Genomic DNA, 22406 nt, shown 5'->3' with positions numbered 1-22406 from the left:
ATTGGGATTTAAAAAAAAACGAAACCCACTAGTTTGAGTTGTTTCGCGGACTAATGGGAATAAGATCACGCCAGGATAAGTCAAATCTCCATAAGATAAACAAAATATCGTCTTTTTTTCGACTTTGTATCGCATCTCACTCGTATTTGCAACGTAAGTGATTCGAATCAGGTTCGAGTTTTGGTCGAGTTTTGGTCGAGTTTTGTTCGGGAACATGTTGATCGTATAGTACCCGAAAAGTGGGTGGCTAGCGAAGCATTGACGAAGGTTTCACGAAGTTTTCTCGAACTTGTCTCGGATTTGGTACGAGTTTGTCTGGGAGCAAGGTCACTATAAGGTCGCTTTATTGTCGCTATAACGTCGCTTTAAGGGTATTGTTTTTTGAAGATTTTTTGGTAATTTTAGGATAGCTTTTGATCCCTAGAGGCTGTAAACTTAAAGATACAAATTCTATGGGAAAGAAACGCAAATCTAAGGGTAAAAAAGTAAGATATATACTTGTCCGCAGTAAAGCTTACGGCGACCACTATCGAGCAGTTAGGGGCTCATACACCGAGATTTTCTTGGCAGATGGGATGAAGGAAAGCACCGCCAAACAAACCACTGCCAATTTAATGGCTAAAATCATTTTTGATGCGGTTAACGATTTAGCACCGGGCTTTAAGGATACAGTTTTCTGGAGTAAATTGCTCCAAAAAATAAGGGCGCAACAGAAAGAAGGCAAGCTCATTTCTTATCTTCCTCTCGAAAAGATGGAAATGCGCCCTAATTATCGAACCAATAAACACGGCTATTTTTATATCAAACCTCAATATCCCGGCCCAAACATGGTATTGGACTATACTTTATATGGACCAGCTACTGACCGAGCTTATTTAATGAGTATTTTACGCATTGCCACAGATGAAACGCTGCTTAATGCTTATCCTGCTGAAGTTCTTACTGCTCAATTATCTGGCGAATTGCAAAAAGGTGAGGTTTTACTTCGTTTCTCTGAATTGCCTGCTAATGCACAATGTTTGTATGTGCTTAAATGTGAAAAACTTAAGGATGGTAAGGTAGTGGGTACCTTGGCAAGGATGGGAGTAGCTTTTTTAAGGAAAATTGGATAGGGGATTGATTGGTTGAATGGGTTAACTGTTTGAATTGGTTAACTGGTTAATTGTTTAAGTTGGTTAACTGGTTAATTGCTGAGTTGGTTAGTTGTTTGAATGGCTTAGATGGTTAATCTATGCCCAGGCTAGATTGGGCTATACACTCTTATGTGTTATTTTTATTGTTGTTATACACTCAACAAGATTATTCCTGATTTGGTTATACAAGTGCTGATAGCTGTTAATGAAGTAATGGTATCAAAAAATGGCTATGATAAATTCTATTTTATTTATTGCTCTTTGCGCATAGAAAAATTAGATTGGCTTATCTTAGGCTACAGCTTCGCATCATTTACTTCAATCCAATGCCCATCGGGGTCTTGTAAGTAGAGTTGATGAACGCCATCTGGGCGAAGGGTAACTTCGTTAATTACCTTGTTAAAGCTCATATAACTTATCTTTTGCGCTTTCAGCTTTTTGATAAAAATTTCAATGGATGGGGTGCTAAAGCATAAATGTTCTTCAATGAAATAATTGCCCTTGGTTTTGGCGCCTGATATGATGTGGAGGGCTGAATTGGGGCCTAGACTAAACCAAGTATGTTTTTGGTCGTTAAAGGGATTAGGGATTTCTTTCAGGTCAAAAAAATCACGATAGAAGGTTGAGGCGATGTTGAGATCGGCCACATAAAAAGCAATATGGTTTAAGCTTGCGGCTTTTGCTTGGGCATTATTTTGAGCAAAAGAACTAAAGGGAAAGCTGAGGCAGCAGGTAATGGCAATAAGGAAGTGGCTTGGTTTCATACGAGGTTTTAATTGCTTAGGGATTAAATATAGTTAAATTCGGGACAGGCTCTAGTTAATAAGGTGCTCTTTGGGTTCTATGTTGGTAAAAAAGAATGTTAGATGGGAAATGTAAGAGGTAAAATGGAAAAACAAATACCCTTGTAAAAACAAGCCCTTCATCAGCCTTAATTAATAATGTTTCAACTGCTAGGCTATGCTTAGCTTTTTTAGATGATGAATTGGACCTATTCTCCTCATAACAGTACAGTACAGTTTTTTTAGATAAAATGGTCAGATTTAAGCTCGAAACCAAATAACCTAAGAACCACAAATGATTACTTTAAAAAAGTCGATTTTTAGAACTATATTAGTTATTTCCGTAAGCTTTTTTCCTCTTTTATCTTCAGCACAATTAACTAAATCTGTTTTATTAGAAAACGGTTGGAAGTTTTCAAAAGGAGATTTTCCTAGCGCGGCCCAAATCAGTTTTAATGATAGGGCTTGGCAAACCGTAACCGTACCCCATGATTGGGCAATTTATGGTCCGTTTGATGAAAATAACGATCTGCAAATCACTAAGATTACCCAAAATAACGAAACCAAAGAAACCAGGAAAACTGGTAGAACAGGGGCTTTGCCTTACATGGGCATTGGTTGGTATCGTACTACATTTACAGTTCCTACGGTGTCTGGTAATGATGAAGTGACTTTAATGTTTGATGGCGTTATGAGCAACTCAACCATTTATGTTAATGGTAAAGAAGTTGGTAATTGGCCTTATGGTTACAGCTCTTTTCAATTCAATATTTCTGCTTATATCATTAAAGGAAAATCAAATACGCTAAGCGTTAGGGTTGATAATAAACCAGAATCATCTAGATGGTACCCGGGAGCGGGAATTTATAGGAATGTACATCTAATTGTTAAAAATAAGACAAACCTTAAAACTTGGGGTACATTTGTCACAACACCTGAAATATCAGCCAATGCTGCAAAAGTAAATGTGAAAACCAAATTATCTGATAGTTTGGTCAAAGGTTTTAAGTTAGTTTATAACGTACTCGATTCAAAAGGGACAACTTTAGTTAGTGGTTCTGCTTTGAGCAAAAATGAAATAGACTTAAAGCTGCAAAATCCGAAATTATGGTCGCCGGAAACCCCTACACTTTATACGCTGGTTACTAAATTATATGTGAACAATGTATTAACCGACCAACAACAAACTAAATTCGGAATAAGAAAAACTGAGTTTAAACGTGAAACTGGCTTTTGGTTAAATGATAAAAATGTAAAATTCAAAGGTGTTTGTTTGCACCATGACTTGGGCCCTTTAGGTACAGCGGTTAATGTTTCCGCCATGCGCCGACAATTGGTTTTATTGAAAGATTTAGGCTGTAATGCCATTCGTACCTCACACAATCCGGTGGCTCCAGAGTTTTTAGATTTATGTGATGAAATGGGATTTTTGGTAATTGAGGAGACTTTTGATGAGTGGAAAAGAGGTAAGATGAAAAATGGTTACCATAATTTTTTCGATAAGTGGGCAGAAAAAGATGTAACCAATATGATTGAGAGAGACCGCAACCATCCAAGCATTATCATGTGGAGCATTGGAAATGAAGTGCCAGACCAAGACAATAAGGAAGGTTATAAAATCATTACCTATCTACAGAATATTTGCCATAAAGCTGACCCAACTAGATTAGTAACAGCTGGAATGGACCGCATTAATTCTGCATTAAAGAACAATTTTGCGGCTACTTTAGATGTTCCTGGATTTAATTACAAACCGAAACAATATTTCGAAGCTTATAAAAAATTACCACAAGGTTTTCTTTATGGTTCAGAAACTGCTTCAACAGTAAGTTCAAGAGGAGTTTACCATTTCCCAGTAAAAATGGGTAAGGATATACATCATCCAGACAATCAAAGTTCATCTTACGATTTAGAGTTTTGCAATTGGTCTCAAGTTCCTGATGATGAATGGGCGGTTCAAGATACAACGGCTTATTCTGCTGGTGAATTTGTTTGGACAGGTTTTGATTATCTTGGAGAGCCAACGCCTTATGATGATTATTGGCCGTCACGTAGTTCTTATTTTGGTATTTACGATTTGGCAGGTTTGCCTAAAGATAGATTTTACTTGTACAGAAGCAGATGGAAACCAGAAGAAAAAACCTTGCACTTATTGCCACATTGGAACTGGGAAGGCAAGGAAGGTCAGAATATTCCTGTTTTCTGTTATACTAATTATCCTTCGGCAGAGTTATTTGTAAATGGGAAAAGTATGGGCGTTCAGAAAAAGAGCAATTTGAATAATCAAACTCGTTACCGTTTAATGTGGAACGATGTAATTTATCAAAAAGGAAGTATTAAAGTTGTTGCTTATGATGAAAATGGAAAAGCTGTAGCTACTGAAGAAGTTAAAACTGCTGGACCGCCACATCATTTAAAATTAACGGCAGACAGAAAACAGTTAACTGCAAATGGTAAAGATTTATCTTTTGTTACAGTTAGTGTGGTAGATAAGGACGGCAATCTTTGTCCAACGGCTACAGATAATTTAATGTTTAAAGTTACTGGAGCAGGTAAATATCGTGCTGCTTGTAATGGCGATGCTACTTCTTTACAATTATTTCATCAGCCAGAAATGAAAGCTTTTAGCGGAATGGCGGTTGCCATTGTAGAGAGCTCAAAACTCAAAGGGAATATCAATTTACAGGTTAGCGCAAAAGGTTTAACAAGCGCAATAATCACACTAAACTCTAAATAATGCTAAACAATATTCATAAAATCACTTTTGCCTTGTTATTGGCTTCAAGTAGTTTATTTGCACAGACTAAGACAGCTTATAAGTTTGATTTTGGCTCGGGTAAGGCAGAGAAAAATTACATCAAGATTTTGCCTAGCGATGTTTACAGCAAGGAAAAAGGTTATGGATTCGATTTTGATTCTAAAGTAACTGCTGTTGATAGGGGAGGAAAAGATTTACTTAAAGGCGACTTGGTGAAAAGTGATTTGCCCTTCTATTTTTCAGTCGCAGTACCAGAAGGAAATTATAAAATCACTGTTACCATAGGGGATTCAAAAGAAGCTTCAGAAAGTACCGTTAAAGCAGAATCAAGGAGATTGATGTTAGAAAATGTAAAAACTGTTGCAGGAAAATACATTACAAAAACCTTTATTGTAAACGTTAAAAATAAAAATATAACTGGGGGGCAAGTTGTAGGGTTAAAAGATAGAGAGCTAACTAAGTTGGATTGGGATGATAAATTGACGCTAGAATTTGATTTGAACACTCATTTAAACTCACTAGAAATTACAAAGGTAGAAGATCAAATTACTGTTTTTTTAGCAGGTAATTCCACAGTTGTTAATCAGGATAATGAACCTTGGGCCTCATGGGGACAAATGATACCACGTTTTTTTAAACCAGGAGTTGCTATTGCTAATCACGCTGAATCTGGCTTAACCCTAGGTTCGTTTTTAGGGAGTAGAAGATTAGCAAAAGTGTTAAGTGTAATGAAACCTGGAGATTACCTTTTTATTGAGTTTGGCCATAATGACCAAAAAGATAAAGGACCTAATGATGGCGCTTTTAAATCGTATACAGAGCGATTGAAAACTTTTATAACTGAGGTTAAAAAGAAGGGTGGTATTCCTGTTGTGGTTACCTCCACTAGTCGTAGGTCTTTTGGTGCTGATGGAAAAATTACAAATTCGCTAGGTGATTTTCCTGCTGCGGCTCGCAAAGTTGCTGAAGATGAAAAAGTAGCTTTAATAGATTTAAATGCAATGACAATGGAGTTGTTTAATGCATTGGGAGAAGAAAATTCTAAAAAAGCTTTTGTGCATTATCCTGCAAATAGTTATCCTGGTCAGGATAAGGAATTGGCAGATAATACGCACTTTAACCCTTATGGCGCTTATGAAATTGCGCAATGCATCATTCTAGGCATCAAACAACAAAAGCTCGGTATAGCTAAATATTTGGTAGATGATTTACCGGCCTTTAGTCCATCAAAACCAGATGATGTAACAAAATGGAAATGGCCAGAAAGCCCTAAGAGTAGTATTGTTAAACCAGATGGGAATTAATCAGTTTTCAGTTTGTAAATAAGATAAACCATATAAGAAATATAAATCAATGTAAGTAAAACCTCAAGCTTAAATGAACTTATATTTCTTATATGGTGAATAACATGATCTACTTGGTTTAAAGCCCTATTTCATTAACCTTACCTCATAAATATTAGCGACTTGAGATTTTTGTTGCGCAACAAATTTCACTTCCATTTTTTCCTTTCTTAAAAAGGCAGGGATTTCATATTCAACTTCGTAAAAACCATCGCCTTTACTTCCATCTAAGCTTATGGTGGTTATTATAATTTTGTTGATGTAAACTTCAAAGTTCTTGTTTTTATCCTTGCCATATAAGGTAAAGCGAAGCTTAGTTGCATTTAACTTAGGGTTATTTAATTCGTAGCTAAACCAATCTCTGCTATTTCTAAAATGTCTTTCCAAGAAAGTTCCATTCTCTGTTTGCTCGCCTTTAAAATTATGGTCTGATTCTGGTTGTTGCTCACCAGTATTAACCACATCTACAGTTTGCGCATCGAGTTCATTTTTTGCCTTTTCAATCTTATTGATATTGGCTATTTTTTCTTGTAAACCGGCCTCATTGGTATATGGCCAATACATCATGTACCTCCTGCCTTGTATCTCATAAAATGGAACAAGCTTTAGATTTTTATATTGCGCTTGATAGATAAGGTCGGCCGCCTTAAATTGCATATTGGCGGTGCCATATTTAATCTTTGCAGCCAAATTATCCTTTGAGCCAACAATTAATGGAGCCTTATCTATCGGAAATAATGTTTCTGAAGCAATGTGTCCCATTCTGCTTCCATCAGCTATTAAATTTTTAGGTTTTAAGGTGTCTATTGCTGCTGCAAGTACAATTGGTCCGTGTAAAAAAGATACCCAGTTAGATTGGTCAGGTAAAAATTCAGCGGTGTTATGCATCGGTAAGGTGATGTTTATTACATCGCCAGTTTTCCATAAACGATGAATACTGGCATAACCAGCTGCATTTTTTGTAAAACTCTGTTTCTTTCCATTAATGGAAATAGTTAAAGTGTTATTTGTTACCCAAGCAGGATAACGGAAATTAATGGCAAATGAACTTGGTTTGTTAATCTTTACGCTAATCTTTGAAGTTTCTGTATTTGGAAAAGTAGTTTGTTGTGTAATGGTTAATCCTTTTTCTTTCCAATTTAGGGTTGATGGGATATAAAGATTGACAAATAAATCAGTTTTACTATGCGCATAAATCAGTTCGCCATATTTCGCATGGTTTTCTAATCCAGAGCCTACACAGCACCAAAAACCTTCTTGTGCGCTAGAGTAAACTCGGTAATGACCGGGCCTAATTGGCGTAAAATAGACAAAGCCACCTGTTTTACTCTGCGAACTTAAAATGTGATTATATAAAGTTCTTTCATAATAATCTACATAATTAGCACTCGGATTGGCCAGAAATAATTGCTTAGTTAGCCTTAGCATATTATAGGAATTACAAGTCTCTGGACCTTCCCTCGAATCTATCATCGATGAAAAATTATTGGTAGGATTAAAGTGTTCACGAACACTGTTTCCGCCAATGGAAATAGTTCTGTTTTTTACTACAGTTTGCCAGAAAAAATTAGCTGCATTTGCCCATGTTGCATCATGAGCTACTTTGGCTACTTGCTCAAAACCAATTACTTTTGGTATTTGAGTATTTGCATGCAATCCGTTTAAGGCATCTTTTTGATTGAGGAGTGGAGTAAGAATTGATAAATCTGAAAACTTTTTAGCTAACACTAAATACTTTTTATCGCCTGTTATGTCAGCCACATTTGCAAAAACTTCATTTAAGCCGCCATGCTCGCTTTTTAGCATTTCTTGAACTTGAGCATCAGAGAGATTCGCTACTAAATCAATGCACCAATCTGTTAATTTAATCAAGATATTTTTTGCTTTTAAATTCCCAGTAACGGCATAAGCATCGTATAAACCATTATAGATTTTATGAATGTTATACAATGGCACCCATTTGCCATTCAGCGAAAAGCTATTGGCTCTAATTTTTCCTTGTTTAATTTCTTCCCAAATTGCTTTACCACCTGGTACACCACCAACATAACCGTTGCCATTTTTAACCTGACATTTTTCGAGCTCACTGATTACATAATCTATCTTCTCTTTCACTTTTGGATCTGCCGTAGAACCATACATTAACGACAAGGCTGATAAATAATGACCAGCCATGTGCCCATCTAAACCTGTATTTTCCCAGTTGCCATATTGTTCGGCTTTGGGAGCTAAATCGGCATCCTTTAAGTAAGGTGCCAATAATCGGTCAGCATCAAGCGATAGCATATAAGCTAAATCTGTTTGCTGAGCAGCTTTAAAAGGTCCGTCGAGTAAACGAACTTCATTTAAGCTAAAAGCTTGCAGTTTATCTTGCCCGAAAGCGAAATTACCTGTAAATAATAGTAAAGCACAGCTAATAAGTTTCTTTGTCATATCTAAATTATAATATGGTTAACTATATATTTGGCCTTTCAAAGACCATATTTTTTATCTTTTTTTGGAAAAGCAATAACTCTACAGGTATTTAAGTTAGTCGGGCTTTTTGCTTCAATCTTTTTGTGCTTCGACTACGCTCAGCATGACAAAAAGTATTTTCGCTTCAATCCCGTTTAGATAACGCAGGTCTGTGCTTTTGCAACCCTAAATAGTAGCAAAGACCGTTGTTCATAAACCTTATTGCAGCGGTATACTTTTATTTGCGAAGCTTATAAAAGATTTAGCGGAAAGAAGGACTGGCTTTAATTTTGCTCTGATTTTGCTTTTCAAATTATATTAACTTTCGTCATGCTGAATTTATTTCAGCATCTTTCATCCCTTTCAAATACTAGCCAGACCCTGAAATAAATTCAGGGTGACGAACTGATTGTTACTTCGCTTTTTTAATACCTTCTGTAGTCATCACTACACGTTTCATGGTTCCATCTTTGTTGTAGTACAGGTAATCTATGCATACCGACCTTCTAAAACTACCACCATCGTTATTAATTGCGCCATTGTGGTAAACGAAATAATCTTTGCCTTTAAAATTGATGATGGCTTGATGGTTAGTGTTTGAGTTTCCAGCAATTTCATTTAAAATGCCTTTATACTCCCAAGGACCAGTCACTTTTTTACTCATTGCATAAACAATTTTTTCTGGGAATTGAGAAGCATAAGAAAGGTAATACCAGTCTTTTCTTTTATGAATCCAAGGTGCTTCGGTAAATTCTTTCAAATCTAAGGTTACAATTGGACCATCCATTTCTATCATGTTCTTCTTTAACTTCACGTAGCGGCATTTTTGGTTTCCCCAGAACAAGTAAGCCTGACCATCATCATCAATAATTACTGAAGGGTCAATGTCATCCCAACTAATTTTCACATCTGTTGTCATGTCATTTGTTATTAAAGCCTTGCCCAAAGCATCTTTAAATGGCCCAGTTGGGCTATCTGAAACAGCAATGCCGATAGATTTTCCGTGTATGGTACCGTGAGTTATGGCCACATACCAATAGAATTTTCCATCTCTTTCTATCACCTGCGAAGCCCAAGCATCATCTTTAGCCCAATTAAAAGCCTTAACATCTAACGGAGATTTATGCTCTTTCCAGTTTACCATATCTGCTGATGAATAAACTAACCATTCGTGCATTTCGTAGCTGTTTTTAGGTGCTTTTGGCACATCATGACCAGTATATAAATAAACTGAATCTTTGTAAACTAAAGCAGCTGGGTCTGCAGTATATTTATCTGTGATGATTGGATTGCCTGTTGAGACAATAATTTTCTCTTGAGATTTGGCAATTGAAGTATTGAATGCAATGGCAATCAAACTTAATCCAACAGCTTTGATGTTAGTCATCTTAATTTACCTTTAATAGTTTTTTTAATTCTCTTTTTTTGATAGGCAAAATAGTACCATGTCTTATTCCTTTTGGAACTGAAATTTGAGCTGATACATCGGTCCAGTTTACCAAATCTGAAGATTGGATGGCGCCATATTTATGCTCTCTGTATTTATCAAAATAAACCAACCAATCTTTTTTAATTTTTAATACAGTAGGTCCTTCTGCCCAATAATTTCCAGTAATTTTTTCACTTGCTTTAGAGTAGGGGCCAATTAAGTTGTCGCTATAAGCGATTTTAAGATTTTTTTGGTCAGGTTCTCTGGTTTCGTCTTTTAAGAACATGATGAACCTGTTTTTGTCTTTTACAATAGTGGCATCAATTATATTAAAACCTGGGTTGTATAAAAGTTTAGTTTCAGAAAATGTCTTGAAATCTTTAGTCGTTACATAATAAATTCTGTGGTTGTAACCATCATCTGCTTTTGATGCTGTTTCAGGAAATCTACCGATGATAGTGGTTGCCCAATAAATTAAATATGTTTTTGTTTTATTGTCGTAAGTAATTTCTGGTGCCCAAGTATTTCTAGCGCCTTCTTCTTTAGCCATTACGGGAATAAATTGTTGTTCGCTCCAAGTAATTAAATCTTTAGAGCTTGCATATCCAATGCCTTTATCTTTCCAGCTTACTGTCCAAACCATGTGAAATAATCCATCTCTGCCTTTAATAATGCAAGGGTCACGCATTAATTTGTCTTTGCTTACTGTTGGTGTTAAAAATGATTTGTCATTTTTTAAGGCAGTCCATTTGAAGCCATCATTGCTGTAAGCTAAATGCAGTCCATCTTGACCGTTGTTATTGAAATAGGAAAACAAATAATTTTTTTGCACACAACTATTAAAAGTAATCGATAATGCCAACAGGCTGATGATAAATATTCTCTTCATAATTTTTTAACGATATGTCATCCTGACTTGTGCCGATTTTACATCGGTAGCATAGTCGAAGGATTTTTGTTTGTCTCAAGTAATAGGTCTTCACCTACCTTCTGACTTACAAAGTTTATAATCTAATTTTTTAACTCTAAAACAACTACAGATTGTGCAGGCAACTCTACCGAAAGTTTGTTGCCATTTTTCTTGGCACCATTAAATTTCACAATGTGGATTTTATTAGGGTCGCTGAAAGTATTGATGTCTGTAATTTTTGCAGAAGTTAATATTTGTCCTGTTACGGTTTTCCAGTTTAAACCATCTAAAGCAGTATTTAGTGTGATTTTTTGATTAGGATTTAGGTTAACCAATGAAATGTGAATTGCACCGTTTGCATCTTGCGAAGCAGAAATATTTAAAGCAGGAATTTTTTTATCGCCAGAAACATAATCAGGACTCACAAAATCAATTGGTAAATACTTAGCATCCTGATGAACTTTATATAAATCGAAAATGTGATAAGTAGGGGTTAAAATCATCTTATCTTTTTCGGTTAAAACCAAGGCTTGTAAAACGTTTACCGTTTGTGCCAAGTTTGCCATTCTAACCCGGTCAGAATGGTTATTGAAAATATTCAAAGTTGTGCCAGCAATTAAGGCATCACGTAAACTATTCTGTTGGTATAAAAACCCAGGGTTTGTGCCTGGTTCAACATCAGTCCAAATTCCCCATTCATCAACAACCAATGCTACTCTTTTCTTTGGGTCATATTTATCCATTACTGCCGAATGTTTCGTTACCAGCTCTTCCATTTTTAAGCAGTTTTGCATGGTGTTGAAATATTGACTTTCATCGAACGCTGTTGCAGAGCCTTTTGCATTCCATTTTCCGGTTGGTAATGTATAATGATGTAGTGTTAATCCCCACATTCTAGTACCAATGTTTTTCATACAAGTTTCTGTCCAATTGTAATCGTCAGAATTAGCGCCGGCGGCAATCTTTTTTAAAGGTGCACCTTCATAATCACGAGCATAAGTAGCATATCTTCTGTATAAATCTGAATAATATTGTGGTGTCATGTTTCCACCGCAACCCCAACTCTCATTTCCTACACCCCAAAAAGCAACTTTCCAAGGTTTTTCTCTGCCGTTTTCCTTACGAATAGCAGTCATCGGACTCACACCATCAAAGTTCAAATACTCTACCCATTTTGCCATTTCTTCCACTGTTCCGCTACCTACGTTGCCAGCAATATAAGGCTCGGTTTGCAGCATTTCGCAAAGCTCTAAAAACTCGTGTGTACCAAAACTATTGTCTTCTACAACGCCACCCCAATTGGTATTAACCATTTTCGGGCGAAGGTTTCTTGGCCCAATTCCATCTCTCCAATGGTATTCATCAGCAAAACATCCTCCTGGCCAACGCAAATTTGGAATTTTGATTTTCTTTAGTGCCTCAACAATGTCTAATCTAATTCTTCCTTTATTTGGGATGGTCGAATTTTCATCAACCCAAAAACCATCATAAATACAACGGCCCAAATGCTCAGAAAAGTGACCATAAATATGTTTACTAATAACTTGTTCAGTCGCAGGTTTAATAGTTAAAACTGTTTCTGTTTGTGCTTTTAATGCAAAGGAGCAAGCAATTACGCTTAGCGAAAGCAATAGTTTCTTCATGGCTTATGAATTGAAAGGTATTCTGATAACGTTAAATGAATATGGCTTTAAAACCAAGTTTAATTTTTTCCCTTTTAAGGATAACTCTATCCTTTTAGGACCAACTGCTTGAGGAGCGTCAAATGAGTTCAATTGATTTAAGTTGCTATTTTCCAACTCATCAATAAATCCTTTTGATTTTATTTTCTTCTTGCCATCTAGTGCCAAATCAATGGTTTGCGTTTGGTTAGCTGTGTTTGCAATTTTAATGATGAGCTCATTTGTGGCTTTATCCGTTACTGCAGAAGCGTATAATCCATCTTGTCCGATGATGTTTTTTGCATCATTTGTAATGGCAACCACATCTGTTCCCTTATTGGTAGAGAATAATTTTTGAACGTAATAATCCGGTGTGCCGTAAACTTTTAAATTATCTACCCAAATCATATCGGGCGCCCATTGCCAAGCATCTACGTGAGCAAAAAGAGGAGCATAGGATGCCATTTGAACTACATCTGCATTACGTTCTAAACCAGTCATTAAAGCTGCAGCTGCCAATGCGCTTTCCCAGTTATTTCTATTGCTGCCAATAATTTTAGAATCTGCGTGTACTGCATATTCGCCTACAAAAACCTTCGATTCATTTCTGGGATAACTATCATAACGACCAGCATTTTTCAAGAACCAATCTGCAGGTTTATAATAATGTTCGTCTATAAAATCTGCGTTTGCAGTTCTCAATGCAGTATTTAAAAGCTCAAATCTATCCCCATCTGGACCAGTACCTGAACTATTGATTAATTTAATTTCTGGATATTTTGCCTTAATTGCTTTAGTGAAAATTGCCAAACGCTCTAAGTATTGCGGTCCCCAGTTTTCATTTCCAATGCCCATCATCTTTAAGTTAAATGGTTTTGGATGCCCTAATTCGGCTCTTTTTTTGCCCCATTTGGTATTGATATCGCCATTGGCAAACTCAATTAAATCTAAGGCATCTTGTACATAAGGGTCTAATTCATCCAATGCTGCAACCTCGCCAGTGTTGTATTGGCAAGCCATTCCGCAGTTTAAAATGGGTAGGGCATCAGAGCCAATATCTTCAGCTAGTTGGAAATATTCAAAAAATCCTAATCCGAAAGTTTGGTAATAATCTGGCGCAGGGCGATGAGCAAACTCAACATTCCATCTGTTCATTAACATTTTACGGCTTTCGATAGGACCGATGGTGTTTTTCCATTGATACCTATTCGCTAGATCCATTCCTTCAACAATGCATCCCCCTGGGAAACGAATAAAACCTGGTTTCATGTCTGCCAGCATTTGAACCATATCGGCTCTTAAACCTTGTGGTCTGTTTTTCCAAGTATCTTGGGGGAATAAAGAAATCATGTCTAAATCTATGTTTCCCTTACCTTGAAATATGATAGAAAATTTTGCTTTTGGGTCTGTTTCTGTTGCGGTTAAACTAGCTGTTTGTTTTTGCCAATTATTACCTGTGGTTTGAAGCGGTGTTAATTCTGTTTGTGCAATTACTTTATTGTTGGCGGCTTTTAATAGTAAAACCATCTTTACACCAGGAATTGCTTGGCGATACATCATCGAGAAATCATATCGCAAACCTTTTTTAACTCCAATTCCTTTAAAACCTTCGTTTATTAATTCGAAATCATCGGTCTGTCTTTGAACTTGTAAATACCTCGGATTGGCTTCGTTTACTTCCTTGCGATTAACCACCAAAACTTCGCCTTCTTTTTGTCTATTTCTGTGAACTGACCAACCCATTAAAGGTTTGGCAAATTCGAACGACCTATTTTTAATCAGCTCTGCATATATTCCTCCATCAGCACCAAAATTAATATCCTCAAAAAAGACACCCCACATATTAGGCTCAACTTTGGCAATTGATTTGTCTGTTTTAACAATAAATGTTTTTGCAGTTTGAGCAAAAGATGCATTTGAAAACCCTAATCCGATTGCGGAATAAGACAGCATTAAGCATAATACTCGCTTGGCAGGCCGATTTAATTTCATAAAGATTAATATTTGGATGGTTCTAAATTGTAAAAGTAAAATATTTAAGATAATAAACGTCATTTGTACGATTATTATTTTCGAATAATTTTTAGCTTGGGTTGCGAAATGAAAAAGCCTATTTAGGTCGCTTAAAGAATTCTCTGATTTAAGATTAAAAAGGAAAAGAGGACATCAGATAATGGGGAGATTATTCCTCCCATTGATGTTAATGTAAAGATTGCCGAAAAAACTAGTATGGTATTGAAGGAAAATCCTCGTCAATTTCTTCTCCCTTAACGTTAAACAGCTGGTTAATCCGGGTAAGTTCAGAAACAATCATATCTTCTAATGAAGCCCATTGTTTTTTAGAAGCAACATTATATCTCTCACAGCAATGAACCATATTTGTTCTTTTATCAATGTAAAGATGGGACCCATCCCAGTTATATCCCCCAATAAAAAAATATTCATCTTCTGAGTCTTTCAACCTTTCGTAAACGTTGGAGGTTTCCAATGAATAAGGTTGCCTACTACTTTCAATTGTTCTTCCCAATTCTTTTCTCAAACCATCCAAATAAAATGTAGAAACACATACGTCAAGTCCATTTGAAAAATTAAGAAGAAAATCTTTATACTCACTTGGAATGTCGGTTTTTAAAGCATCCTCTACTATTCTTATTTCATTTTCAGTTAATACTGGATAGATGTTATTTAACCATGCTTCTGAGCCGATATGAGGTGCTCTTCCTATTAAAATAGCCCCATTTTCGGAGTGATGAACTCCAAGATGTTCAAAAACATACAATAATTTTTTTATTTCTTTTTGTCTTGTCATTTATTTTTAATTGTCTAATTGACAATGGTTATGAGATTCTACATCGTCTAGAAATAGGTTTGCACAATTTTAAACAAAATGGAGGGAGATTCAAAAATCTGTAAATTTATGATAGAACAGGATGCGGCAGGACGATAAATCTTAAAGAAGTAATTAAGTTCGTTAACCAAATATGAATAGTATGAGATTTTTAAAAGTTAACTCCTTAGTCCTAAAGTGCAAATGTTGTTTATTGTTTCTTGCTTGTTTTCTTGCCTCAATTTTTAGCAGTCTTGCTCAAAAACAAGTCGAAAATTTAGATAGGGGATTAATAGGAATAAAAAATAGTTCAAATCATTTGTTTTTAAGTTGGAGATTATTGGTTAATGATCATTCTGATGTTTCATTTAATATTTACAGGCAAAGCTTAGGTAAGACTTTAGTTAAACTTAACAAAAAGCCAATCTCCAAAACCACGTTTTTTATAGATAGTACGGCTAACTTTTCTTTAGCAAATAATTGGGTTGTTAAAGTGTCTGGCAAACAAATAGCAGAATCTGGTGCTACATTTAAAATAGCTGCTAACGCAGATATTAAACCTTATTTTTCAATTCCGATTAAAGCTCCAGCTGATGGGGAAATTGAAGGTGCAAAATTTAGTTACAGTGCAAACGATGCCAGTGTTGCTGATTTAGATGGTGATGGTAGTTATGAAATCATCTTGAAATGGGAACCTTCAAACGCTAAAAACCCTCCTCAAACAGGTTTTACAGGAAATCAAATTATAGATGCTTACACCTTAACTGGAAAATTACTTTGGAGAATTGATTTAGGAAAAAACATTCGCTCGGGTGCAGCTTATACTCAAATTTTGGTTTACGATTTTAATGGAGATGGCAAAGCCGAAATGATTACCAAAACGGCCGACGGCACAATTGACGGCAAAGGGAAAGCGATAGGAGATGCCAACAAAGATTGGAGAACTTACGATAAAAAATCTGGCACTTATGGTAAGATTGTAGAAGGTCCAGAATATTTAACAGTGTTTGATGGTAAAACTGGTGCTGCGTTAAGTACTGTAGAGTTTATTCCAAATCGTTACCCATTAGATGGTTGGGGAGGAACAGGAGGGAATGGAGGAAACGATAATACGGGTGGCAGACCAGATAGATTCACGGCAGGCGTAGCTTATTTAGATGGCAAAACACCAAGTGCTTTTTTTGTACGTGGTTGGTATGGTAGAACGGTTATTGCTGCTTGGGATTGGAAAAATGGAAGGCTAAGCAGTAAATGGGTTTTCGATTCGAAGGATAGAAAAAATCCGTATTCTGGAATGGCAAACCATAGTGTTAGCGTAGCTGATGTTGATAATGATGGCAAAGATGAAATTTGCGTTGGTGCAATGATAGTTGATGACGATGGAAAAGGATTATTTACCACTGGTTTTGGCCATGGTGATGCTTTGCATGTTACGAAAATGAACCCTGAGCATGAAGATGTTCAAGTTTTTGGTGTTCACGAAATTGAAGATTCACTTAAAACACCGCCTCGGCCAGGAGTAGCTTTGTACAATGCAAAAACAGGCAGACCTTATTTTACCTTAGCTCGTAATATAGATGTGGGTAGAGGAGTGGCAGCCGATATTGACCCTACACATTTAGGTTTCGAAAATTGGGGTGGTCCAGGTGGATTAAGAGATTTAAATGGAAAAACCATAAGTGAGGAAACGCCTAGCTCTGCCAACTTTGTAGTTTGGTGGGATGGAGATTTAACCAGAGAGCTTTTAGATAAAAATAGAATTGATAAGTGGGATTGGAAGAATAAAAAAACGGTTAACTTATTTACTGCAATTGGCGCTACATCAAATAATGGAACGAAAGCTACACCTACATTAAGTGCAGATTTATTTGGCGATTGGCGTGAGGAGGTAATTTTTCGAACACCAGATCATAAAGAATTGCGAATTTATTCTACCACTATTCCAACCGATTATCGTTTTACGACTCTAATGCAAGACCCACAGTATAGAACAGCCGTTGCAGGGGAAAATGTGGGTTATAATCAACCGCCACACCCAGGATTTTATTTAGGAGAAGGAATGCGCAAACCTGTTAAAGTTAATGTTGTAATTGTACCGTTAAAATAAAAGTAATAACCTTATTACAATAATTGATATAGCGAAATAGGCGAGTATGGAGAGAATGCAAGCTAACACAGGATGGAACAGGATGCAATTGCCTGTCGAACTATTTAAATTGGCAATGTTATTAAGTGTGATTTATTTACTTAATGAAAATATCTAACCAAATTTATTCCTTATGCGTACCCGTAACTTTTTGTTGTGTGTAATTCTAACTGGTTTCAGCCTAACAACTTTTGCCCAAAAAAATAATATTGCCCAAACTTTATGGTATAAAAAACCAGCTAAAAACTGGGATGAAGCCTTGCCAATAGGTAATGGCAGATTAGGTGCAATGATTTTTGGCAGAACAGATAATGAGCTTATTCAACTGAATGAAGAAACACTTTGGACAGGCGGACCAGTAAATCCTAATCCAAATCCTGGTGCTCCACAATATTTGCCACAAGTAAGAAAGCTCCTGTTTGAAGGCAAAAATGGCGATGCTGTAAAACTGATGAAAAAAATGCAAGGTCCAAATACAAATATGTATCAGCCTTTGGCAAATGTAGTTTTAAAACAGAAGTTAGTTGGTGAAGTAAGTAATTATACCAGAACCTTAAATATTGCTGAGGCAATTGCAACTACTAAGTTTACTGTTGATGGAGTAGAATATACACGAGAATATTTTTCATCGGCACCAGACCAAGTTATTGTGATGCGCTTAACTGCCAATAAACCCAAAGCTATTAATGTAAGTTTCGGTTTAAATGATGAATTAGCAGTTAAGGTAAATGCAGAAGGAAATAACGAATTGGTATTAAAAGGAAAGGCAAGAACCTATTCGGATGAGCGTAGAAATCCAAAACCAATTGTTTATACAGATAGCTTGCGCCATAATGGGATGCGCTACCAAACAAGACTTAAGGTAATTAAAACTGATGGAAAATTAAGTACAGATAGTTTGTTGAATGTTGCAGGAGCTTCTGAAATTTTAGTTTTAATTTCAGGTTCAACGAGTTACAATGGTTATGATCAATATCCAGATTTAAACGGTAAGGATGAAACAGCCATTGCAGTTAATTTCTTAAAAGCAGCCAGCTTAAAACCATATTTAACCTTAAAAAAAGCACACCTAACAGATTATCAGTATTTCTTTAACAGGGTGGAGTTAAACATCAACAATGTTGGAAATTTATTAGCCGATGAGCCTACTGATAAAAGATTGGCAGATTACAAAACTGGCAAAGCCGATTACGGACTTGAAAAATTATACTTTGATTTTGGAAGGTATTTGTTGATTTCTTGTTCTCGCCCAGGTGGGATAGCTGCCAATTTGCAAGGGATATGGAATCCTTTAATCAGGCCATCTTGGCGAAGTAATTTTACCACCAATATTAATCTGCAGATGAATTATTGGCCGGCAGAAGTTTGTAATTTATCAGAATTAACCGAGCCATTAATTACGCAGATAAAACACCTAGCAGTTAACGGCAAAGCAACAGCTACCAATTATTATAAAGCTGCAGGTTGGGCAGTACATCATAACTCTGATATTTGGGCACAAACCAATCCGGTAGGAGAAGGTAGTGGCGACCCAAAATGGGCAAACTGGTCATTGGGTAGCCCTTGGCTATCTCAACATTTATACGAACATTATTTATACACCGGCGATAAAAAATACTTAAAGGAAACTGCATATCCTTTAATGAAAGGCGCTGCAGAGTTCTGTATAGATTGGCTGGTAGAAAAGGATGGTTATTTGGTAACTGCGCCATCAACCTCTCCAGAAAACAGTTACATCTTGCCAAATGGCAATAAGGAAGTGGTAACTATAGCCTCTACAATGGATATGTCTATCATTAGAGATGTTTTTAGAAATGTAATGGAAGCAGCAGCAATCTTAGGAATTGATAAGGAATTTTCAGCCTTGCTAAAAGAGAAATATGCAAAGCTACAACCCCTTAAAATTGGTAAAAAAGGTAATCTGCAAGAATGGTACGGCGACTTTGAAGATGTTGATCCACAGCATAGACACATTTCTCATTTGTTCGGTTTACATCCAGGTCGCGAAATTTCTCCTTTGATAGATACACTTTACTCAAATGCGGCCAAACAAACTTTAATGACCAGAGGTGATGAAGGAACAGGGTGGAGTAAGGCCTGGAAGATTAATTTTTGGGCAAGAATGCTTGATGGAGACCATTCTTATAAAATGTATCAAGAACTATTAAAAAACTCTACGCTTAATAATTTGTTTGATACACACCCACCTTTTCAAATAGATGGCAATTTCGGGGCAACAGCAGGTGTTGCAGAAATGCTTTTGCAAAGTCATTTAGATAAAGTCCAGTTACTACCTGCACTATCAAAATCTTGGGCAAATGGTTCGGTTAAAGGATTAGTTGCACGTGGTGGTTTTGTGATTGATATGTTTTGGGAAAATGGAAAACTAAAAAGTGCTAAAATTTTAGCTAAAAATGGCGGAGCCTTAAACCTTTTAACAAATGTACCTGTCAAAATAGCCAACCAAAAGGTAGTTTCTAAGCAAGTTAAAAGTAGTTTAGGAGTTGCTTACCAAACCCATATCAGCACAAAAGTGGGCTCTGTTTATGAAATATCAATCTCACGATAAAAATCATCTATGAAAAGTTTAAAAGCTGTTACTTTCGTCATCATATCATTTGTTTCTGGTCAAATTTTAGCGCAGCAAAAAAGTGTGCCAGCGGCAGATGATAAAACATTTAAACTATTTTTCGAAAAAACCTATGTACAAACCGATAGGGTATATTACAGTACTGGAGAGGATGTTTGGTTTAGCGCTTATTTGGTAAACGGAAAAAGCACAAGTTTAACCAGTACCAGTAATAATTTGTATGTAGAATTAATTAACTCAAAAGATCAGCTTATTGATAGTAAATTGATCAGGATGAATGCAGGGCTAGGGAACGGTGATTTTAAATTAAAAGATACATTACAAACAGGCTGGTACAATATTAGGGCATATACCAATTGGATGCGCAATTTTGGTAATGATTTTGTTTTCCAAAAGAAGATATACGTAACCAATACTTTAAAAACGTCAACTAGTCAAACAGCAAATCCCATTGTTACTAGCTCAAAAAAAAGCATTACATTTTTCCCAGAGGGAGGTTCTTTAGTTGAGGGTTTAACTTCAATTGTGGCCTTTAAAACAAATGATGAAATTGGGAATGGATTAAAAGCTAAGGGAAGTGTGATATCTTCAAAAGGAGATACAGTAACAACTTTTCAAAGCACAGAAGCTGGGATGGGGATTTTTGCCTTTACCCCATTACCAGATGAAAAATACAAGGTTGATGGCTTTTATGGTACAGAGAAATTTACATCGGCTTTACCTGTTGCGCTTAAAAAAGGAATTTCCTTACATTTAACAACTGATTCTGCCAACATAAAAGCATCAATCATTACAAATGAGGTAACCTTTGCAGAAGTTCAGGGTAAACCTATTTCTATCATCATTAAACACGCTGGCGATAATGTTTATACAGGTTCTATTACGTTAACAAAAACCAATGCTTCGGTTACTATTCCTACTAAAGATTTACCTGCTGGTATTGCTGTTGTAACTTTATTAGATCATTTGGGAAGACCGAACAGTGAGCGATTAGTTTACATTCAATCTGCTAATAAGATAAACTTAACTGTTAACCCTGATAAGGCAACTTATGCGGCAAGAGAAAAAGTAACATTGAATGTTAAAGCTATTAATAGCCTTGGACAGCCAATTAAAACAAATCTTTCCTTGGCTGTTGTTGATGGAATAATTCCTACAGATGCCAGTAATATTGTGAGTTATTTAATGCTGCAATCTGAAATAAAAGGGGAGATTAAAAATGCAGACCAATATTTCGACCCTCAAAACACAGGAAGATTTAAGCAACTGGATTTATTGTTGTTAACCCAAGGCTGGAGGGAATATTTATGGCGAAAGCTAGCAGATACGAGCATTAAAATAAGCGAGATGCCAGAACCTGGTATTACCATTAGAGGTAGCGTAAGAGAAAAATTAGCAGATAAACCAATGCCTAATATGAACATTACCTTATTTGGGTCTGGCTTTGTGGGCAATAAACTGTATACCACTAAAACAGATGCTGCGGGGCGATATTTTTTAGATGGATTAAATTGGTCGGGATATCAAGCTATAAAACTGTCTTCTCAAGATAATAAAGGTAAAAAAGGAGGATGGTTACAAATTGATTCTGTAGTTAAGCCTTTCGCCATAAATCTTAAAAAATTAAACCCATTTGAAATCCCAACTACTTTAAATGCTGATCTAGGTTCAAGGATGGCTTACAACCGGAAGTTTAAAATAGGTGATTCGATTATGTTAGATGAGGTTAAAATTGTGGGAGAAAAAAAAGAAGCCATATTGTTACCAGATGGAGGAAGTTTAATGACTTTTGGTTATAAAGATCAGGTTTTTAATATTACTGCAGCAGATTATGTTTTTAAAGGATTGGAACACTTTTTATTAACTAAAGCAGAATTGGCAAGACCTATTCCAATTGATGATTCTACGGGAAATGAGGGCATATATTTTGGTTCTTCTAGACCATTGATTTTAGTTAATAATAGATTAGATCTGCAAGATCGTTTAGATTATTACAGCTTAACAATGGATCAAATTAACAAAATTGTGATTAAGCACTTAATTAACAACCAAGGCAAGGATGTTTTTGTTATGTACCTTGATTTAAAAGACAGTGCCTTGCGTGGTCCCAATCTCCACCTTTTAAATATTGGTTTAAATGGTTATTACTCAGCAAGAACTTTTTATTCTCCAAATTATGTTTCCAACGAAGCAACGGTTAAAGATTTTAGGACGACATTGTTATGGGCACCCCTGTTAAAAACGAATGAAAAAGGAGAAGTAAGTGTGTCATTCTATAATTCTGATAATAAAGGAAATGTAAATATTAGAGTAGATGGAATTACAGAACAAGGTGCCGCAGTTGCTACTAAATCGACTTATAAAGTGCAATAG

General features: G+C 36.0%; 13 protein-coding genes. 6 read left to right on the top strand and 7 right to left on the bottom strand.

The window, feature by feature from the left end; translation table 11 throughout:
• The first annotated feature begins 452 nt into the window (after positions 1 to 452).
• Complete coding sequence (locus EZ428_RS08475) at positions 453 to 1112, top strand: hypothetical protein (RefSeq protein ID WP_131552718.1); 660 nt, start codon at positions 453 to 455, stop codon at positions 1110 to 1112.
• A 317-nt stretch (positions 1113 to 1429) separates the two neighbouring features.
• On the opposite strand, the gene EZ428_RS08470 is transcribed toward EZ428_RS08475, so the two are convergent.
• Positions 1430 to 1897 carry a VOC family protein gene (locus EZ428_RS08470; protein ID WP_131552717.1) on the bottom strand — a complete coding sequence of 156 codons (468 nt, stop codon included), beginning with the start codon at positions 1895 to 1897 and terminating at the stop codon, positions 1430 to 1432.
• Positions 1898 to 2210: 313 nt separating this feature from the next.
• Here EZ428_RS08470 and galB point away from each other — a divergent pair, with 313 nt between their 5' ends.
• Both galB and EZ428_RS08460 read left to right on the top strand, forming a co-directional pair.
• Positions 2211 to 4652, top strand: coding sequence for a beta-galactosidase GalB (gene galB, locus EZ428_RS08465; protein WP_131552716.1), 2442 nt, complete (start codon positions 2211 to 2213; stop codon positions 4650 to 4652).
• Entirely contained in the window at positions 4652 to 5977 is a 1326-nt protein-coding gene (locus EZ428_RS08460; RefSeq protein WP_131552715.1) for a rhamnogalacturonan acetylesterase, read from the top strand. Before galB ends, EZ428_RS08460 begins: the two co-directional genes overlap by 1 nt.
• 126 nt (positions 5978 to 6103) lie before the next feature.
• On the opposite strand, the gene EZ428_RS08455 is transcribed toward EZ428_RS08460, so the two are convergent.
• The 6 genes from EZ428_RS08455 to EZ428_RS08430 all read right to left on the bottom strand — a co-directional run bounded on the left by EZ428_RS08455 (position 6104) and on the right by EZ428_RS08430 (position 15279).
• The gene (locus EZ428_RS08455) at positions 6104 to 8449 is read right to left on the bottom strand and encodes a glycoside hydrolase family 127 protein (RefSeq protein WP_131552714.1); all 2346 of its coding nucleotides are present in this window, start codon (positions 8447 to 8449) and stop codon (positions 6104 to 6106) included.
• 433 nt (positions 8450 to 8882) lie between these two features.
• On the bottom strand, positions 8883 to 9857 hold the full coding sequence (locus EZ428_RS08450) for a glycoside hydrolase family 43 protein (RefSeq protein ID WP_131552713.1): 975 nt from the start codon (positions 9855 to 9857) through the stop codon (positions 8883 to 8885).
• Between the two features lies 1 nt (position 9858).
• Positions 9859 to 10788 (bottom strand): glycoside hydrolase family 43 protein, encoded by a 930-nt coding sequence (locus EZ428_RS08445; protein WP_131552712.1) that lies wholly within the window; start codon positions 10786 to 10788, stop codon positions 9859 to 9861.
• 122 nt (positions 10789 to 10910) lie between these two features.
• Complete coding sequence (locus tag EZ428_RS08440; RefSeq protein ID WP_131552711.1) at positions 10911 to 12452, bottom strand: alpha-N-arabinofuranosidase; 1542 nt, start codon at positions 12450 to 12452, stop codon at positions 10911 to 10913.
• 3 nt (positions 12453 to 12455) lie between these two features.
• On the bottom strand, positions 12456 to 14462 hold the full coding sequence (locus EZ428_RS08435; protein ID WP_225871025.1) for an alpha-L-arabinofuranosidase C-terminal domain-containing protein: 2007 nt from the start codon (positions 14460 to 14462) through the stop codon (positions 12456 to 12458).
• Between the two features lie 232 nt (positions 14463 to 14694).
• Complete coding sequence (locus EZ428_RS08430; protein WP_131552710.1) at positions 14695 to 15279, bottom strand: SMI1/KNR4 family protein; 585 nt, start codon at positions 15277 to 15279, stop codon at positions 14695 to 14697.
• Between the two features lie 181 nt (positions 15280 to 15460).
• Here EZ428_RS08430 and EZ428_RS08425 point away from each other — a divergent pair, with 181 nt between their 5' ends.
• The 3 genes from EZ428_RS08425 (at position 15461) to EZ428_RS08415 (ending at position 22406) form a co-directional block, all read left to right on the top strand.
• Positions 15461 to 17404, top strand: a complete 1944-nt coding sequence (locus EZ428_RS08425) for a rhamnogalacturonan lyase (protein WP_165501740.1) — start codon at positions 15461 to 15463, stop codon at positions 17402 to 17404.
• Between the two features lie 172 nt (positions 17405 to 17576).
• Positions 17577 to 20012 (top strand): glycoside hydrolase family 95 protein, encoded by a 2436-nt coding sequence (locus EZ428_RS08420; RefSeq protein WP_131552709.1) that lies wholly within the window; start codon positions 17577 to 17579, stop codon positions 20010 to 20012.
• 9 nt (positions 20013 to 20021) lie between these two features.
• The gene (locus EZ428_RS08415; protein WP_131552708.1) at positions 20022 to 22406 is read left to right on the top strand and encodes a hypothetical protein; all 2385 of its coding nucleotides are present in this window, start codon (positions 20022 to 20024) and stop codon (positions 22404 to 22406) included.

The organism is Pedobacter frigiditerrae, assembly GCF_004331645.1.
Classification (GTDB): domain Bacteria; phylum Bacteroidota; class Bacteroidia; order Sphingobacteriales; family Sphingobacteriaceae; genus Pedobacter; species Pedobacter frigiditerrae.
The sequence above is the reverse complement of the archived record's forward strand: the minus strand, read 5'-3'. Positions and strand labels throughout refer to the sequence as shown.

Coding starts and splice junctions, on each gene's coding strand:
- EZ428_RS08470 (WP_131552717.1), bottom strand. CDS start 1,897: ATGAAACCAAGCCACTTCCTTATTGCCATTACCTGCTGCCTCAGCTTT.
- EZ428_RS08425 (WP_165501740.1), top strand. CDS start 15,461: ATGAGATTTTTAAAAGTTAACTCCTTAGTCCTAAAGTGCAAATGTTGT.
- EZ428_RS08415 (WP_131552708.1), top strand. CDS start 20,022: ATGAAAAGTTTAAAAGCTGTTACTTTCGTCATCATATCATTTGTTTCT.
- EZ428_RS08440 (WP_131552711.1), bottom strand. CDS start 12,452: ATGAAGAAACTATTGCTTTCGCTAAGCGTAATTGCTTGCTCCTTTGCA.
- EZ428_RS08420 (WP_131552709.1), top strand. CDS start 17,577: ATGCGTACCCGTAACTTTTTGTTGTGTGTAATTCTAACTGGTTTCAGC.
- EZ428_RS08450 (WP_131552713.1), bottom strand. CDS start 9,857: ATGACTAACATCAAAGCTGTTGGATTAAGTTTGATTGCCATTGCATTC.
- EZ428_RS08430 (WP_131552710.1), bottom strand. CDS start 15,279: ATGACAAGACAAAAAGAAATAAAAAAATTATTGTATGTTTTTGAACAT.
- EZ428_RS08445 (WP_131552712.1), bottom strand. CDS start 10,788: ATGAAGAGAATATTTATCATCAGCCTGTTGGCATTATCGATTACTTTT.
- galB (WP_131552716.1), top strand. CDS start 2,211: ATGATTACTTTAAAAAAGTCGATTTTTAGAACTATATTAGTTATTTCC.
- EZ428_RS08455 (WP_131552714.1), bottom strand. CDS start 8,449: ATGACAAAGAAACTTATTAGCTGTGCTTTACTATTATTTACAGGTAAT.
- EZ428_RS08435 (WP_225871025.1), bottom strand. CDS start 14,462: ATGAAATTAAATCGGCCTGCCAAGCGAGTATTATGCTTAATGCTGTCT.
- EZ428_RS08475 (WP_131552718.1), top strand. CDS start 453: ATGGGAAAGAAACGCAAATCTAAGGGTAAAAAAGTAAGATATATACTT.
- EZ428_RS08460 (WP_131552715.1), top strand. CDS start 4,652: ATGCTAAACAATATTCATAAAATCACTTTTGCCTTGTTATTGGCTTCA.